22 protein-coding genes and 1 tRNA gene are annotated in these 14,780 nt (G+C 47.1%); all 23 read right to left on the bottom strand.

Annotated features, from left to right (window positions below):
* Window positions 1–25 precede the first annotated feature (25 nt).
* A complete protein-coding gene (locus GPK90_RS15560) occupies window positions 26–436 on the bottom strand; it encodes a VRR-NUC domain-containing protein (protein ID WP_215684909.1) in 411 nt (136 codons plus the stop codon).
* Window positions 423–668: a hypothetical protein gene (locus tag GPK90_RS15555; RefSeq protein ID WP_173857832.1), complete on the bottom strand. Its 246-nt coding sequence runs from the start codon at window positions 666–668 to the stop codon at window positions 423–425. Before GPK90_RS15555 ends, GPK90_RS15560 begins: the two co-directional genes overlap by 14 nt.
* Window positions 652–825 carry an N-acetylmuramoyl-L-alanine amidase gene (locus tag GPK90_RS15550; RefSeq protein WP_173898168.1) on the bottom strand — a complete coding sequence of 58 codons (174 nt, stop codon included), beginning with the start codon at window positions 823–825 and terminating at the stop codon, window positions 652–654. The genes GPK90_RS15555 and GPK90_RS15550 overlap by 17 nt, the downstream gene beginning before the upstream one ends.
* 1 nt (window position 826) lies before the next feature.
* Window positions 827–1,594: a rolling circle replication-associated protein gene (locus GPK90_RS15545; RefSeq protein WP_022279754.1), complete on the bottom strand. Its 768-nt coding sequence runs from the start codon at window positions 1,592–1,594 to the stop codon at window positions 827–829.
* Window positions 1,595–1,765: 171 nt separating this feature from the next.
* Window positions 1,766–2,272, bottom strand: a complete 507-nt coding sequence (locus GPK90_RS15540) for a DUF7768 domain-containing protein (protein ID WP_215684908.1) — start codon at window positions 2,270–2,272, stop codon at window positions 1,766–1,768.
* 2 nt (window positions 2,273–2,274) lie between these two features.
* Window positions 2,275–2,589 (bottom strand): hypothetical protein, encoded by a 315-nt coding sequence (locus tag GPK90_RS15535; RefSeq protein WP_215684907.1) that lies wholly within the window; start codon window positions 2,587–2,589, stop codon window positions 2,275–2,277.
* Window positions 2,579–2,833, bottom strand: coding sequence for a toxin PIN (locus GPK90_RS15530; protein ID WP_215684906.1), 255 nt, complete (start codon window positions 2,831–2,833; stop codon window positions 2,579–2,581). Before GPK90_RS15530 ends, GPK90_RS15535 begins: the two co-directional genes overlap by 11 nt.
* The gene (locus GPK90_RS15525) at window positions 2,823–3,551 is read right to left on the bottom strand and encodes a single-stranded DNA-binding protein (RefSeq protein ID WP_215684905.1); all 729 of its coding nucleotides are present in this window, start codon (window positions 3,549–3,551) and stop codon (window positions 2,823–2,825) included. Before GPK90_RS15525 ends, GPK90_RS15530 begins: the two co-directional genes overlap by 11 nt.
* Window positions 3,552–3,571: 20 nt before the next feature.
* Window positions 3,572–3,871, bottom strand: coding sequence for a hypothetical protein (locus GPK90_RS15520; RefSeq protein ID WP_215684904.1), 300 nt, complete (start codon window positions 3,869–3,871; stop codon window positions 3,572–3,574).
* Between the two features lie 12 nt (window positions 3,872–3,883).
* Window positions 3,884–4,225, bottom strand: coding sequence for a long-chain fatty acid--CoA ligase (locus tag GPK90_RS15515; protein ID WP_215684903.1), 342 nt, complete (start codon window positions 4,223–4,225; stop codon window positions 3,884–3,886).
* 5 nt (window positions 4,226–4,230) lie between these two features.
* A complete protein-coding gene (locus GPK90_RS15510) occupies window positions 4,231–4,473 on the bottom strand; it encodes a defense against restriction DarA-related protein (protein WP_002591244.1) in 243 nt (80 codons plus the stop codon).
* Window positions 4,470–4,838: a hypothetical protein gene (locus tag GPK90_RS15505; RefSeq protein WP_215684902.1), complete on the bottom strand. Its 369-nt coding sequence runs from the start codon at window positions 4,836–4,838 to the stop codon at window positions 4,470–4,472. The genes GPK90_RS15510 and GPK90_RS15505 overlap by 4 nt, the downstream gene beginning before the upstream one ends.
* Entirely contained in the window at window positions 4,810–5,364 is a 555-nt protein-coding gene (locus GPK90_RS15500; RefSeq protein ID WP_215684901.1) for a hypothetical protein, read from the bottom strand. Before GPK90_RS15500 ends, GPK90_RS15505 begins: the two co-directional genes overlap by 29 nt.
* Before the next feature lie 173 nt (window positions 5,365–5,537).
* The gene (locus tag GPK90_RS19215; RefSeq protein ID WP_252197537.1) at window positions 5,538–5,675 is read right to left on the bottom strand and encodes a hypothetical protein; all 138 of its coding nucleotides are present in this window, start codon (window positions 5,673–5,675) and stop codon (window positions 5,538–5,540) included.
* A 235-nt stretch (window positions 5,676–5,910) separates the two neighbouring features.
* A tRNA-Ile gene (locus GPK90_RS15490) sits at window positions 5,911–5,984 on the bottom strand.
* Between the two features lie 19 nt (window positions 5,985–6,003).
* Window positions 6,004–6,393 (bottom strand): hypothetical protein, encoded by a 390-nt coding sequence (locus GPK90_RS15485; protein ID WP_215684900.1) that lies wholly within the window; start codon window positions 6,391–6,393, stop codon window positions 6,004–6,006.
* Between the two features lie 29 nt (window positions 6,394–6,422).
* Window positions 6,423–6,617, bottom strand: a complete 195-nt coding sequence (locus GPK90_RS15480; RefSeq protein WP_118628460.1) for a helix-turn-helix domain-containing protein — start codon at window positions 6,615–6,617, stop codon at window positions 6,423–6,425.
* 291 nt (window positions 6,618–6,908) lie between these two features.
* Window positions 6,909–8,156 carry a ribonuclease E/G gene (locus tag GPK90_RS15475; RefSeq protein ID WP_252197535.1) on the bottom strand — a complete coding sequence of 416 codons (1,248 nt, stop codon included), beginning with the start codon at window positions 8,154–8,156 and terminating at the stop codon, window positions 6,909–6,911.
* Window positions 8,149–8,877, bottom strand: coding sequence for a TIGR03936 family radical SAM-associated protein (locus GPK90_RS15470; protein ID WP_118529888.1), 729 nt, complete (start codon window positions 8,875–8,877; stop codon window positions 8,149–8,151). Before GPK90_RS15470 ends, GPK90_RS15475 begins: the two co-directional genes overlap by 8 nt.
* Window positions 8,861–10,726 carry a TIGR03960 family B12-binding radical SAM protein gene (locus tag GPK90_RS15465; RefSeq protein WP_215703402.1) on the bottom strand — a complete coding sequence of 622 codons (1,866 nt, stop codon included), beginning with the start codon at window positions 10,724–10,726 and terminating at the stop codon, window positions 8,861–8,863. Before GPK90_RS15465 ends, GPK90_RS15470 begins: the two co-directional genes overlap by 17 nt.
* Before the next feature lie 248 nt (window positions 10,727–10,974).
* A complete protein-coding gene (locus GPK90_RS15460; RefSeq protein ID WP_215703401.1) occupies window positions 10,975–12,432 on the bottom strand; it encodes a site-specific integrase in 1,458 nt (485 codons plus the stop codon).
* Complete coding sequence (locus GPK90_RS15455; RefSeq protein ID WP_215703400.1) at window positions 12,429–13,715, bottom strand: site-specific integrase; 1,287 nt, start codon at window positions 13,713–13,715, stop codon at window positions 12,429–12,431. Before GPK90_RS15455 ends, GPK90_RS15460 begins: the two co-directional genes overlap by 4 nt.
* Window positions 13,716–13,815: 100 nt before the next feature.
* Window positions 13,816–14,016, bottom strand: coding sequence for a MerR family transcriptional regulator (locus GPK90_RS15450; RefSeq protein ID WP_215703399.1), 201 nt, complete (start codon window positions 14,014–14,016; stop codon window positions 13,816–13,818).
* Window positions 14,017–14,780 lie beyond the last annotated feature (764 nt).

The raw sequence follows: 14,780 nt of genomic DNA, 5'->3' as shown, positions 1-14,780 counted from the left end.
TTTGCCTCTCTTTCCTGCGTCGCCCCTAACGCATGGTTACTGTTTCCTGCTCTTTTGTAAGCTCGTCTGAATGTAATAAATACTGCTCTATCAGCTGCGCTGCTGGCTGCCAGCCGTAGCAGACGGCGGTATAATAGCCCTGCTGCCGCAGATACTCTAACCACTCTTTCTGTTTCTTGGTCGTCGTGTTCTCGCCTGCCTTAAGCTCTATGTAAATCCCATGATACCCAGCCCTTGCAGCTGGTAGCATAATATCCGGCACGCCAGCCTTTACGCCCTGCCTCTTAAGCACCGCTGCTGTTGCTTTATCACGTTTGCCGCCGTTTGGCACATGATACATATATTGCAGTTCCGGCATAATCTCTGTTCTGTATGCAGCCCAGCTAAATAATGCCTCTTGATGCCCGCTTTCGTCGTCCAGTCTAAAGTTTCTCATTTTCTCGCCTCGCTCTCTGCTTAAATTCTACATACTGGCAAATTCTGAAAAGCAGCCCGTCCTTATGCGGCTTGCTGTTCTCTATCGCCAAAAGCGTTATTGTTTCCTCGCTTTGTAGTCCTGCATTTCCCAGTACGTCCCAGCGGCATATATCATAATATCTGCACCGCAGGCAGCAGTGCTTACAGTCCTTGCCTTTCTGGAATAACCAGTATTTAATTTTTTCTATCATGTTTTCTGCCCTTTCTGCTGCCGCTGTCTTTCCAGCTCTCCTGCTGCTCAGAAATAGCCGCCGCAATTCTAAACGCCAGATATGTTGCCACAATCAACGCCAGCAGTCCGGCTATTATCAGCACTGCTGCAATGGCAATGCCCTTGATTATCTGCATTTCAGCCCCCCCTATCTGTTATTTTTACTAAGGTGTATCTTAAATACCCGTAGCCGTAATACTCTGGGCTATGTACTCCCATGCTCACGCTGTTCTTATCCACGTAATAGCCCTTTATTGCCTTTGGTTCTTTCTTGAAATACTCACGGTCTGAAATTATGTGGTACTCTGGTTCTGGTCTTACTAAATTCTTGCTACAATTCCAGCGCTTGCCCTGTAATGCTCCGTCAGTACCCTTTTTGTGCGTTCCTGTGTACTTGATTAAATAACTTGCCAGCTCTGCATAGTTGCCGCTATCGTCCAGTGGGAATACCTTAACCCTGTTATGCCCCTCGTATGCCTTATACCAGCAGCGTTGTAAAATCTCTGTGTCAATTTTATTTACTACAAGGTGGTGATGCCTCGCACCTTTCTTGCCTATCTCCATAACGTGTATGTATTTGAACTCTAACCCTGCTTTTCTGTACTCCTTTCTGCACTCCCTCAAAAATACGTCTATGTCCTGCCGCATCTGCTCCGGCGTTCTGTCCGGCTCTCCTTTCCTGCGGATATAGTCAAGCACTAAATGGTAGTCCCCATAGCCATAGTTCGCATTTATGAGTATCCTTAACTTTCTCTCTGCCTGTCTGGTGTTTACTTTCTCCTGCTCTTCTTTTGTTGGCTTTACCTTATCCCCTCTGCTGATACCTTTCTTTTTGTATCTGCTGGTAAAGTACCTCTCTATCTCTATCGTATTCCCCGCTTTTGTTACCCTCTCTACGTATGGCATATATCTACCTCTCTGTCGGTTCGTTAATACTTTTATCAAGTGTTAAAACGGGCTGCCTGCCCGTTAATTTTCTTGACTTTGCGCCATACATAGCTTATAATTTTTATAGTATTTCAAAGCTGTATAGCTTAGCGCCTATGGTGTTTCCCCACCGTAGGCGCTTTTATTTTTTCATGTTTCCTGCCGCTCTCTTATGCGGCTTAAGGCATAGTCATAAGCCTGTCTGTACGGCTCTCTGCAATCGTAGCCCGTGCAGCTATATAATTTGCTGCCCTTGCAAAACTCGCAGCTGTGCAGCTTTGCGTAATCGCTTGCCGCCCGCTCCTGTCGCTTTTCCTCATATTCCAGATGCCGCTTAATCTGGTTTGCATCTATAACCGTAATCCCCAGCATATTTGCTGTATGTATTTCTCTGTCCATTCCCTCTGTTATGCCGTATTTCACGCCAGCAATAACAAAATCGCAGCCTTTCAGCAATGCAAGCCCCGCAGCCATGCCTCTTGCCCGCTCTTCCGGCTTTTTATCGTCCATGCACTGCGTCATATATAAATGCGGCGTAATAGGCGCTAAGCCCGCCTCTAATGCCTGCCGTGTCAGCTGCTGTGCATAATCTATGTTTCTGTCCAGCTCTGCGCCGTCTTTCGCCCTGTACGGGCTGCATATATAAACTTTTTTCATACCTAATTACCCGCTTTCTGTTGTGCCTCTGTCCGTGCCTGTTCATTCCCTGCCAGATATGCCGCTAAGTGCATCAGTTCGTCTGCGTCTTTTTCTTCAATAAAATCACAATCAACGCAGCATTTGCAGTACCCCGTAATTTGTAAATATCCGTCATATACTTCCTGCGGTGTCTTGCACTGCTTTAAATCATTTATCAAAGCTGTAAGCAGCATTACTGCCTTTATGCCTGTCTCGCCGCCTTTTCCGTGTATCCCTACTGTAATCTGCCGCATTTTTGTTGTACCGTCTGCTCCTAAAATTGTTTTACTTTTCATTCTGTGCCTCACTCTCTTCCTTGAACCCTGCCAAAAGCATTGTCATTGCGTCTATCGCTGTATCAAAATGTTTTCCCAACTCCGCTGCGTCAATAAGCCCCTGCTCTGTGTTTCTCCCGTTCCCTTTCATTACTTGCGCTTGCAAAACAGGTTTTAACTGGCTAAGCCCAGCTATGCTGTTCTCTAACTCTTCCTCACTCACGCATATTTTTACATAACCCTTGCCGATATGTTCAACACTCATTTTCTGCCTCTTCCTTTCTTCTAATCAGCCGTACTGATACCTCGTAAGCTGTGCGCTGTTCTCTTTCTCCTGTGGCTGTGTCAAGCACCTTTTCATACTGGCGGCTCTGATACCGTCCCAGCAGCTCTACAGTGTCGCCCTGCTGCCACTGCGCCGCCTCGTCTGCCTGTTCCTGCCAGCAGATGCACGGTAAATAGCAGTTGCCGCCTGTAAGCTCATTTCTTACCTTTACCGTAATATCAGTAATGCGCTTACCTCTCGGTGTTTCTCTGTACGTTGGCTTATTCGCTATAACGCCTCTTACTGCTGCCTCGTCCTGCTCTAATGCCTTTTCCGATACCGCCACAAAATCTGCCAGAATATATACCAGCAGCCTACCGCTCTGGAAGTCCTTAAGCGTCTGCGCCTTACCTGTCAGTAAAAGCCTGCTGCCCTCTACAAATTCCTGCATAACGTCAAATTCTATGCCGTTGCAAGCCCTGTATGGTACGTCCTCTGCAAATACTACCGTTACCTCGTCCGGCACGCCGCTTGGTCTTACCGTTTCCAGCTTTGCCATATAACCACAAAACGGCAGCCCGCATAGCTGCTTAATTTCCTTAATCTGTGTAAGCGTTCCTACCAGTCCCGCTGCATTTCCCTTGATACCGCCGCCTGTAAGCTCGTCCATGATTGCAGTATCTAAATCCCGTAAAAAATCTGGCTTTTTCTTTGTCATACTTCCTGCCCTTTCCTTTCTTATATGTAAATGGTGTAGTAAAGCGACATCTGCAAATCACTAAACTTATACTGTGCTGTCTGGTCTGGCTCTAATGGTTTCATAAGCCCCAGCTCTTTCCAGCGTCTGTGCGTTATCTCTGGCACTGCCCTAAACTTCTTTACCTCATGCTCGCTGTATTTTCGGTATTCCTCGCTTATCTCATGGTCTGCAAACGGTTTGAACGCTGCCAGATACCCTACGTAAACGTCTGCCCCGCCCTCGATAATGCGCAGGCGGTCTGAACTCTCCAGCGTGCCTATAAATTCCTTTACTGTCACTGTCTGCCTCTCCTATTTCTCCGGCATTTCGTACAGCCTCGGTATTACTGCTGCAAACGGCTGTACGTCCATGCCGCCCCTTACTATGGCTGCACCGCCAGCCGTAAGCAGATAGCTTACGCACGCTTTCTGTATCTCGTCCAGAACCTCTAAGCAGCGCTCTTTTGTGGCATACTCTCCGATTTCCTCTAAACACCCGTCACTTATGCAAATTACGTGGCGCTTTTTGTCTGCCTCTGCGCCGCCTCTCTTTTTCTTTATGTCCTCGTACTCTCCATACTCTACGCTGGCGTAATTACCGCCCAGTCTATACAGCTTTTCTTTATTCTGGCTGCGTATATATACCTCGCTCATTGCTTTTATCTCCTTGCCTCTATGTTTTCCATTTCAGAAATGCAGTTTGACGGTATCAGCTCATAAGCTGCCGCCTCTATTTCTGTAAGCGCCTCTTTATACTCAATGTATCCCCACGCCTGCCGTGCTATCTCTGGTACGTTCTGCCGTTCCTCAAAATTTTCTATATGTAAAATCTCGTTTCCCTGCGGCTTTGGAAATGTTCCCAGTGATAACGGGCGTAAAGGGCTGTAATATCTGTGGCTCATTCTCCCGCCCCGCTTTCCTCTTTATGTTCTTGGTAGCCCTCTAAGTATCCTATTGCCTCTACGTCAATGTCCTTGCCGTCCTTACCGTCGTTGTTTATCTGAATTTTGCCGTAGTAGGCATAAATACAGCAGCCGTCATAGTCGTATACTCTTATGCTGCCCTCTGCGGCTGCCTCTGGTGTTTCAATAACCAGCGGCTCTGCCTGCTGCATCTGCGCTGCTACCTGTTCGTCTGTTACTGGCTCGCTGTTCTTTCCTCTGTACCAGATAGCCAGCATAAACAAAATGATTGCCAGCACGCCTGCCGCTATAATGGCTACGCACTGTATCAGTTTCTTAACTGTTTGTCGTTTTCGTTTTCTCATTTCCCGCCTCGCTTTCCTCTATCATTGCAGCCCTGCTACGCCGTTCTATCCCAGTAGCCATAAACGCTATTTTCATATCTCTTTCGTTAAATTCGTCGTAGTCTCCTGTTGGTGCATCTTCTGGGAAAATCTGCTGTGCTTGTATGAAAGCGTCCATAAATGTGCTTAATTCCTCATAAAATACATTTCTATAAAATTCAAACTCTAACTCTATTTCGATTTTCTGCGCTTTCGTGCAATATATGCCGATTTTCTGCCGCCGTCCGTATGGCTTGTATGCTGTTCTGTCAGATTTAGCACCCATGACCTTATACATACACTGCCGCAGCAGTTTTATTTCGTGCTTTCCGTTGTAGGAAAATATCGTATATTCATACTCTTCCTTTTGCAGTTCGTCTAAGGAATTTATACCGTTATCCTTAAGCAGCTTTGCAAGTTTCTTTTGCGCTGTCGTTTTCTCGCCGCCTACGCCCCGCTCTGCCAGTGCTTGCAGCTTTTTAATACGCTGTATTGTTTTTTCGTCCATGTATTGCCCTCTCTTCTGTAGCAAAATAGTAGTCGTCTACTATCATCATTTTTTTACTGAAAAGGCACATAAGCCCCAGCGGTACGGTAATAACCGCTATTGTTATGTCGCCCTCTGTCGCCCATACCGCCAGCACGGTAACTGCCAGCATTGCAAGCCCGTAGGCTTTCTGCTTAATGAAATATCGGCGGCGGGCTTTCTTTGCCTGCTCCCGCTGCCGCCTCTGTTCTTTTTTTCTTTCGCATATCTGCTATGGCATCTGCATAGCCTCTCTGGTATGCGTCCTCTACTATCAATGCCTCTGCTGCCATTCTCTGCCTCTCTTCCTTTCGGCGGCGCTCTCTGTCTTTCCATGTGTGCCGCTCTCCTGTTCTGGCGTTTGGTTTTACCGTGCGGGCTGCTTTTCGCATTAAAAAGCAACTGAAAACCTGTTGACTGTCCACATACTTTCTGGCTGGTATGACCGCCGCTATTTTTCCACGGTATACAGATTGCAGCTATTAGCCTGCTGCCCTCTGCCGCAGGCTCGCCATGCCTGCTACGCAATGTGCCGTGTGGGACTTGAACCCACGACTTGCCGCTTATGAGGCGGCTGCTCTAACCAACTGAACTAACGGCACTCGTGGCGGCTGCTGCCGCCTACTCATTAAATAAAAAGCCTTTTTCTATCAAAAACCTTATCCAATCGCAGCCCGTTACGTCGTCCCGCTCAATGAATTTGTAAAAGCTCTCTGCGTCCTCTATTCCGTATTTCTTCAAAATGTTTCTTGCGTTCTTTGCTGCTGGCGTAGTAAAAACATTCTCTGCGTAAAATGTAGCCTCTATAGTCCCGTAGCTGTTCTTTCCCGCTGGTGTTCTCATTTCCACTACGACTACATTCCTTTTGCTTTTTCTTCCTACTCCCTTTCTTATTACTACTGCCTCACTGAATAACCAGCCATTCCAGCCGCTACGCATAGGTGCAAACTGTGTGCGTGGTACTTCTACTAAGTCGCCTGCCTGCAATTTGTTAAAATCTACTTTTTTCATGCGTCTTACCTCTCTTTTGTTTCTCTGGTTTATAGTGCCTGCTGCCCTGCTGCCGCCGTGTAGGTTTTCAGTGTGGCGTTGCAGCGTTTGAACTCTCTATAAATTGTGTCCCTATGTGTTCCCAGCACCTCTGCAATATCGCTTACACTGCTGCCCTGCTTACTCATAGCCTCTATGGTCTGCCTGTCCTCGTAATGCAGACGCTTGTACTTTCGTTTTGCCATGTTCTATGCTCCTTTCCGTCCTCATTCGCTTTTATGGTAAAAAAATAAGCGTGCCAGAGTTTTTACGCTCTGCACGCTCTTCTTTTCTGCTGTTTCCTATAAAAAAAGAAAATCGGCAGAGGCTTTATAACCTCTTGTCGATTTTCATTCTAAAACTTATCGCAATTTTTTACATTTTTATTTTCTGTCTCCGGGGGCTCTCTCTTCATATCTGAAATCCAGCTCTCCCAGTGAATATCTTCATTCAGAGCGAAGTTTTTTTCCGTTCACCAACTGTTATCTTCTTTCTGTCTACACCCGCACCTGCTCATGCAGCGGCCGCCGGATCTTCTTTCTCGTGAGCTCCACAAGGCCTAACGGCGTCATGTCCACGAGGACTGTCTTTACGGGATCGGCAGCAACCGCCCGCCGCATCGCCGCCAGAAGCGCTTTCCGGCTCTCCTCCTCTTTCATGTCGATAAAATCAACGATGATGATCCCGGAGAAATTCCGGAGTCTCAGCTGGACAGCGATCGCCTCCGCCGCCTCCAGATTCGTCTTCAGATACGTCTCCTCCGAAGTTTTCTTTGAGACACTCTTTGCCGTATTGACGTCGATCACCGTGAGCGCCTCCGTCGGCTCGATCACAAGATTTCCGCCGGATTTCAGCCAGACCGTCTTCGCGAGCGCCTGCGACAGGATCGTCTCCAGGTGATAGAGCGCGGTGAGTGGAAATTCATCCTCATAAAACCGGATCACCGGTCTCCCTGCGCCCATGCCTGCGGCGTGCTCTCCGGAGCCAGCCGCATTGGGAGATGCACCGGAAATCGCATCCGGAAGAACCGCCGTTCCCAGTGCATCCTGAAGTTCCTTATAAACTTCCGGCAGGTCCGTAACAACCTCAAGATCTTCCGAAATCTTCAGATCCCGAACCGTGCGGACTGCAAAGCTCTCCGGCCGGTACAGCACGCTGCAGCATGTCCGGCTCGCCGCTATCCTGCAGATCTCCCGGTAACGCTCAAACAGCGACTCAAACTCCGCAAACACCGCGTCGAGCCCGGCTGTCTCCCCGTTTGTGCGGATGACGAGACCGCAGTTTCCGTGGGAAGTCTCTTCCCAGCGGCGTTTTGCCGCCTCCCGCCATTCCTTGTCGCGGATCTTTGCGGAGATCCCGAGGGAACTCTTCCCCGCAGTGAGCACTGCCGTCTGCCCGGTCAGTGTGAGATTCGAGGTGAGGACTGCGTCCTTCGTCTTCACGGCGGACCGCTCCACCTGGACAAGGATCTCATCCCCCGCTTTTAACGGGCCATGATCCGGCTTCCCGTCCGCATACAGCGGGCAACTGTTCTCCTTCAAGCTGTAAAACCCGTTGACTCCCGGCCGGTACTCCACGAACGCCGCGTTGATGTTCTTTGCGATATTCTTTACTTTTCCGACGAAGATGACCCCCGTCTCTTCCTCCGCTGCCTCCGGCTCAAAATCGATCCGGACGGCACGTCCATTTTCAAAAAGCACTGCGGCGGTCTTCCCGCGCAGTGCCGTAATGATCAGCTTATCCAATCTTTTCTCCAATTTCTTCCCCGAAGGATTCCAGAGTCACAAAATCATGGTCTCCTGCATCCGCGTAAACTTCCTCACGGTTGATGCGGAATGCAAACTGCGGATACTCTTTTCCGATGGACTTGCAGTACGCCTCAAGAACGAGCTCCGGCTTTACGTTGGCGGCACTTCCGGAGGATAACTGAAGGAACAGTCCGTCTCCGTTCTCCGCGCGGTGTGCCTTGTAGATCAGAGGCTTTAAGTCCATTTCCTTCTCGCCTTTTTTCGTCTTTTTCACGATGTTCAGGTTCCCGTTTTCGATGAAATCAAGGATTCCTGTATAGAACTCCTCCGCCGTCATGGAGAGTCCGTTCTCGTAATCATCCCTCAGGACGATCGTGTAGTCACAGGCTGCGACGATACTCATCGCATTCTCCGCATTGTCCGGGAGCAGACGGTAGCTTAAGACCTCCACGCCCTCGACCATCGTCTCATTTAAACGTTTTACCATCTCCACAGAGGAATCCGTGGACAACACTTCAATATCGAGGTACTCTCCGCTTCCCGTGAGGCCGACACCGAGCGGAGCCGCAAAGGACATGATCTGGTGCGGGGAGAAACCTTCCGAATAGCGGATATCCACATCCGCGCGGCGCATCACCTTCTGAAAATAGCGCATCGTATCAAGGTGTCCGATGAACTTCATCGCTCCCTGCTTGGAAAACTTAATTCTGATTTTCATAACAGACACCTCCTCCAAATCTTCTCACGCCGCATCCCGAGCATCTCATCCGGCAGTTCGGGGTAACGGTCTCTTTCGTCGCATTGATCCATTCTCTCTTTAAAAATTCCTTCGTCACACCGGTATCGATGAAATCCCACGGGAATACTTCATCGAGGGAACGTGCTCTCGTCGTGTAGAAATCAATATCCACGCCGCATGTCTCAAATGCGTTCATCCAGACATCATTCTTAAAAGTCTCAGACCACGCATCATAGAGTGCACCCTGTCGGTAAGCCTCCTCGATGACAGCGGCAACCTTCCTGTCTCCTCGGGCCAGAACGCCCTCGAGGACGGTCACATCCGCCTCATGCCAGTTGTACTTTAAGCTCTTGTGGTTTAACATCTCATGCATCTTGTGGTTTACGACGCGCGCTTTTCCGAGGAATTCTTCCTTCGTGCTCATCTGCGCCCACTGGAACGGGGTAAATGGCTTCGGAACAAAGAAGGAGGTACTTGCAACGACCTGCACCTTTCCGTTTCTCTGGTCCTTCGGGATCTCGTAATACTTCTCCGCGATCTTCTCGGAGAGCAGGGCGATCCCTTCCATATCTTCGACCGTCTCCGTCGGAAGTCCGAGCATGAAATAGAGCTTTACACGGTTCCATCCGCCCTGGAAGGCCAGTGCGGATCCGTTTAAGATATCTTCCTCTGTCAGTCCTTTATTGATAACATTTCTCAATCTCTGGGAACCCGCCTCCGGCGCGAAGGTCAGGCTGCTCTTCTTGACATCCTGCACCTTGCTCATAACGTCGAGGGAGAAGGCGTCGATACGCAGGGACGGAAGGGAAACATTCACGCCTTTGCCGTGGAAGGTATCAATCAGGAATGTTACAAGCTCTTCCAGACTTCTGTAGTCACTGGAACTTAAGGAGCTTAAGGAGATCTCCTCGTGTCCCGTGCTCTTTAACATCTTATAAGCCAGCTCTTTTAAATGCTCTACATTCTTCTCGCGGACCGGACGGTAGATCATTCCCGCCTGACAGAAACGACAGCCGCGGATGCAGCCGCGCATGATCTCGAGAACCACGCGGTCCTGGGTCGCCTTGATAAACGGAACCAACGGTTTCTCCGGGTAGACAGACTCTGTCATTTCCATAACAAGCTGCTTTTCCACCTTCTCCGGCACCCCCGTCGCTGTCGGCAGAAAGCTCCTGATCGTGCCGTCTTCCTCATATATCACTTCGTATAAGGACGGAACATAGATTCCCGGAATTCCCGCTGCCTTTCTCAAGAACTCCTGTCTGGAATCCCCGTTCTTTCTGGACTCCTTGTAGACATCAAGAAGCTTCCGGTAGGAGACTTCTCCCTCTCCGATATAAAACATATCAAAGAACACCGCGATCGGCTCCGGGTTGTAGGAACACGGACCGCCACCGATGACGATCGGATCATCCCAGGTACGATCCTCCGCGTGAAGCGGAATGCCGGAAAGCTCCAGCACCTGTAAAATATTCGTGTAGCACATCTCGTACTGAAGCGTGATTCCAAGGAAATCGAATTCCTTCACCGGGTCCTGGGACTCAAGGGCAAATAATGGGATATGCTTCTCCCTCATGATCTTATCAAGATCCGTCCACGGGGAGTATACGCGCTCACAGTACACGTCCTCGTACTTGTTAAACATATCATAAAGAATCTGGATTCCCAGATGGGACATTCCGATATCGTATACATCCGGGAAACACATGGCAAACCGAATGTCCACAGCGGACGGATCTTTCATGACACAGTTCACTTCCCCGCCGATGTATCTGGCGGGTTGCTGAACGGTTAATAAAATTTCATCACTTAACGCTAACTTTCTCATAAAGCCTTATTTTACCTACATTTCTCACGTTTTTTCGCGATGTGTTCATCGCTGTTTTATGTTCTTTTTAGTTCTTTTTCTCTGTTCTTCTCCGGAAGCGTAAAAACACAAATTCTTGTCAAGTGTTTTTACCTCGCGGACAGTTTACATAATATTTTTCGCTCTTACGACAAAAAAAGTTTTTTCTGAAATACGCACAATTCGGATTTTCCATCATTTTACGGATAAATCCGCTCTAAATGTACAGATCAGACCGCATTATTATACGGTATTTCCAGCGTTTCCGCAACATATTCTTTCCCGAAAGCGATTTTTTGAGCTCCTATCGTCGAACTTTTTATCAAATTTTCCGAATATTCGTCAAATCCAGGAACCTCAAAAATCAGGGTTTCCTTCAGAACGATCTCATCATTTTCCAGTTTTACCGGCATGGCATTCAGGAAAATTTCCTCAAACTCCGGAACCTCTTCACAAACTTTTTGGCTCGGAACAACATAGTGTTGCATCGTGAAAATTCCGCTGGAATGTCCGAGTACGACGGCCAGTTCTTTGATATTGACCTGGTACTGGACCATTAATGTTGCGTATACATGACGCAAATCGTGCCAGTGAAAATCATCCGGGAGGCCGTAAAGTTTTTTCAGGGAATTGAAATCATCCTTATAGGAACGGCGGTTATAGGCAGTGCCATCCGCCCGATGCCAGATTGTCACCTCGCCTGCATCCTTCCCTTCTGCCTCCGGCGACTGGGTCCACCTTTTGTAGCTTGCGGCTATTTCGTCCAATACAAAATCAGGCACCGGGAGATCTCGAATTCCGTTCCTGCTTTTTGTGTCGAGACGTTGTTTTGTCCTGCTGCCTTTTTCAAGCCCGGATATATCTATAGGCCGTCCCGCCTGCGCAGTAACATGGAGCACCTTTTTATTATAATCCACATCCCGATAACGCAGAGCGATCAATTCGCTGATTCGGCATCCGGTTGTACAGGCGATAAGGAGCGGGAGGTACAGACCAGGGTATTTGTTTTTTGCTATCAAAAGCATCTGGCCTGCCTGCTCTGATGTAAGTGCGTATTTTCTTTTTTTGCTTTTATGACCGCAGCCATCTTGTTCATTCGCAGCTGCGGCTCTTTCATTCGCTTCTTTTTTGGATACCTGCTTGCGCTTTATGGAAATTGCGCTTGTAGCAGGATTTTTGTTAATCAGAACGTGTTTTTTGGCATACTTGAAAGAAGAGCCAAAGACTCCGTAAGCCGGCGATAAAAGCCCTGGCGTCATGGAATCCAGAATCTTTAAGAGGTCATCACTGGTTACTGCATCCATCGTCTTACCGTTTATTATGGGCAGAATATAATTTTGTATGATGTTCCGGTAACACACAAAGGTGCCGTATTTAATCTTCCGTACCTTTACCATATGCTCATTCAGCCAGTAATCATAAAAATTTTCGGCCAGAATCTGGCTTGCGATGTATTCCTTTCTCGCCAGTTGTCCTATGATTTCATTCTTTTTGTCCTGGGCGTCTCTTTGTGTCTCGAAGCCGCCAATCTGCTTTGGGAGAATGGTACCGTCAGAGAATGTAAGGGAGAAACGGATGGCATATTTCTCATGATCCGGTGTTACGCCATCGCGAAACTTCCATTCCACAATAGGTCCTCTTGCGATAATATCCTCCATGTTGGCTTTCAATGATATCTGTTTACTCATACCAAAGCCCCCCTCTCTTTCTTTGCATAGAGAATTGGGTCAATATGGTGTTCCAGTTCACTGCGGATTCTGGATTCCGCTTCCATATAAGCAGTATAGACATCAAATGTAGTTCCAATATTGGCATGTCCAAGATATTCTGAAACATGCAGCAGGATTTCTTCCGGATGATCCTGGTTACGCGTACCGTATTCAAACATCATCGTTGCCGCAATATGCCGCAGATTGTGCGTCGTGACGATTGGAATGCCGGCATCCGCACAGATTCGTTTTAAAGCGGCATTTAAGGTGGCGTCTGACTTGATCTCTCCCCGATCTGCAATGCAGATATAGCCATCATACTCATCCGACCATTCTTTCTTATTCTTTTTTCTGATTTCTTTTCTGAGTTCCAGCCAGTCTCTGCGTTCTTCCGCTAAGGAAAAGACAATTTCCGGCATTCGTAAAACCCGGTCACTTTCCTCGGTTTTCGTTGCTTTTATTTCAATTCCCGTTCTGGAAATACGCATTTTTTTACCTGCATAATCGACATCTGAGAGGCGCACAGCCTGCCTTCGGACTGTTACCGTCCGCTCTTTCTTATTAAAATCTGTAAAACGGAGGCCCCGGATTTCCCCATACCGAAGCCCGTGCAGCATCAGACAGATTTCGAGAAAATGGATGGTCTTCCAGCTTGCGCGTAACAGTTTTTTTACCTCATCTTCTGTGTAAACCACAAAGTTTTTTAACGGCTGCTGAAATTTCCGTGGTGTAACGTTTTCCATTGGATTTTCAAGGATACGCTCTGTAAGCCGCATGTCATTGTAAAAAATCCGGAAGAACTTATATGTCTGTGCCTGCGCAGTGCAGCAGATATCGCTTGTCATGGCAATTAACTTATCGATATCCATCCAGGTTACTTTGTTTAACGGTTTTTCTCCGGTTTTACCAAGGTTCGGAAGCAGAAAGTGGTACAGCACATATCCCATACAAATGCTATATGAATTGCTCGCTGTAAGCAGGAATACGTTATGATACCAGTTTTTTAATTCTTCCGCAAAAGTCGGAATTTTTGCTTCCTGCATCTTCATCTGGTCCATCTTCTCAGAAAATCCCTTTGACGCTTCCAGGTAAGCCTGCATTGCCTCATCCGGCGTTTCAAACGTATGTGGGTTTGTGACGTATGTAATCTGGAATTCTGAATCCAGGCACTTCTCCGTAAAATGCCATTTCCCGTCATTTTCATCCCAAAATACAGGTGTAATGTTCTGATTTGTATTTTCCTTGTTCTTTTTATTGTCCATATGTGATTTCCTTTAGCGCATAAATCACAATAGCCAGTCCTATTATACCACAGGATGGCTATTTGTTGATACTCAGTTTAGCAATTGTCTCCTGGTTCTCCTATTTGCCGGAGAGCCACATATCGAATTTTTCCTTCGGAATTCGATACATGCTTCCAACCCTTAACACCGGGAACGGATTTCCTTCCTTATATACTTTTGCGATAAAATCGTAGGAAGCAGTGCGTCCGATCTTAAGCATTCTCTGAATGTCTGCAAGGTCATATACCATGCTGTCCCGGTTTTCGTTCTTTTCTTTCATGCAAATTATTCCTTTCTTTGGTGTCATGATCATCGTATCGTTTTCTTCTTTTGCGGTTCTTTTGTGCTGTGGTCAGTATGCCGACAGAAAAATAAATTTTGCGTCGTTTTTCTTCCCGCACACAAAAAGAGCCTCTATCCCGCATGGATAAAGGCTTTTTGCAATTGTGGAGTCGAAGCCAATGGTTACACGAGGTACAATGACTTTTTTGCGGATAACAATTTTTGGTCACTTTTGGTAATAATTTGCATATCAGCCGCATTTATGGTCTATTTATTGTTTCTACTACGTGTTATATTTTCTCCAATGTCCATTTATATGCCATGACAAATAATATTTAATGTCTATTTATGCATATAAACCAAATCTTCAAACTTATACAATGCCGTACTTTCTATTTTTAGACAATATTTCAGATGCACTAGTCATGCGATTTTAGAGTGTCACTTTCTCTTATATTTTTTTGCGGATAAGGATTTTTGGTCACTTTTGGACTTAATACGCACTTTCACCGTATATATGGTCTATATATTGTTTCTAATACGCGCCATATTCTCCATGTTATCCGTTTATATTTCATATTAAATATTATTTCACATCTTAATGTGTGTAGAAATCTAAACGTCTAACTTACATAATGCCGTATTCGTTATTTTCAGACATTATTTCAGTCACCCTTAAGGATGCCACTTTATCTTATCCGCAAGGGGTACCGGAGGACGTCTTTTTGCGTCACCCTTAAGGGTGCCACTTTATCTTATCCG

Origin of the sequence: Clostridium sp. MCC344 (genome assembly GCF_018785365.1) — a bacterium.
In the GTDB taxonomy this organism is placed as follows: domain Bacteria; phylum Bacillota; class Clostridia; order Lachnospirales; family Lachnospiraceae; genus Pilosibacter.
The sequence above is the reverse complement of the archived record's forward strand: the minus strand, read 5'-3'. Positions and strand labels throughout refer to the sequence as shown.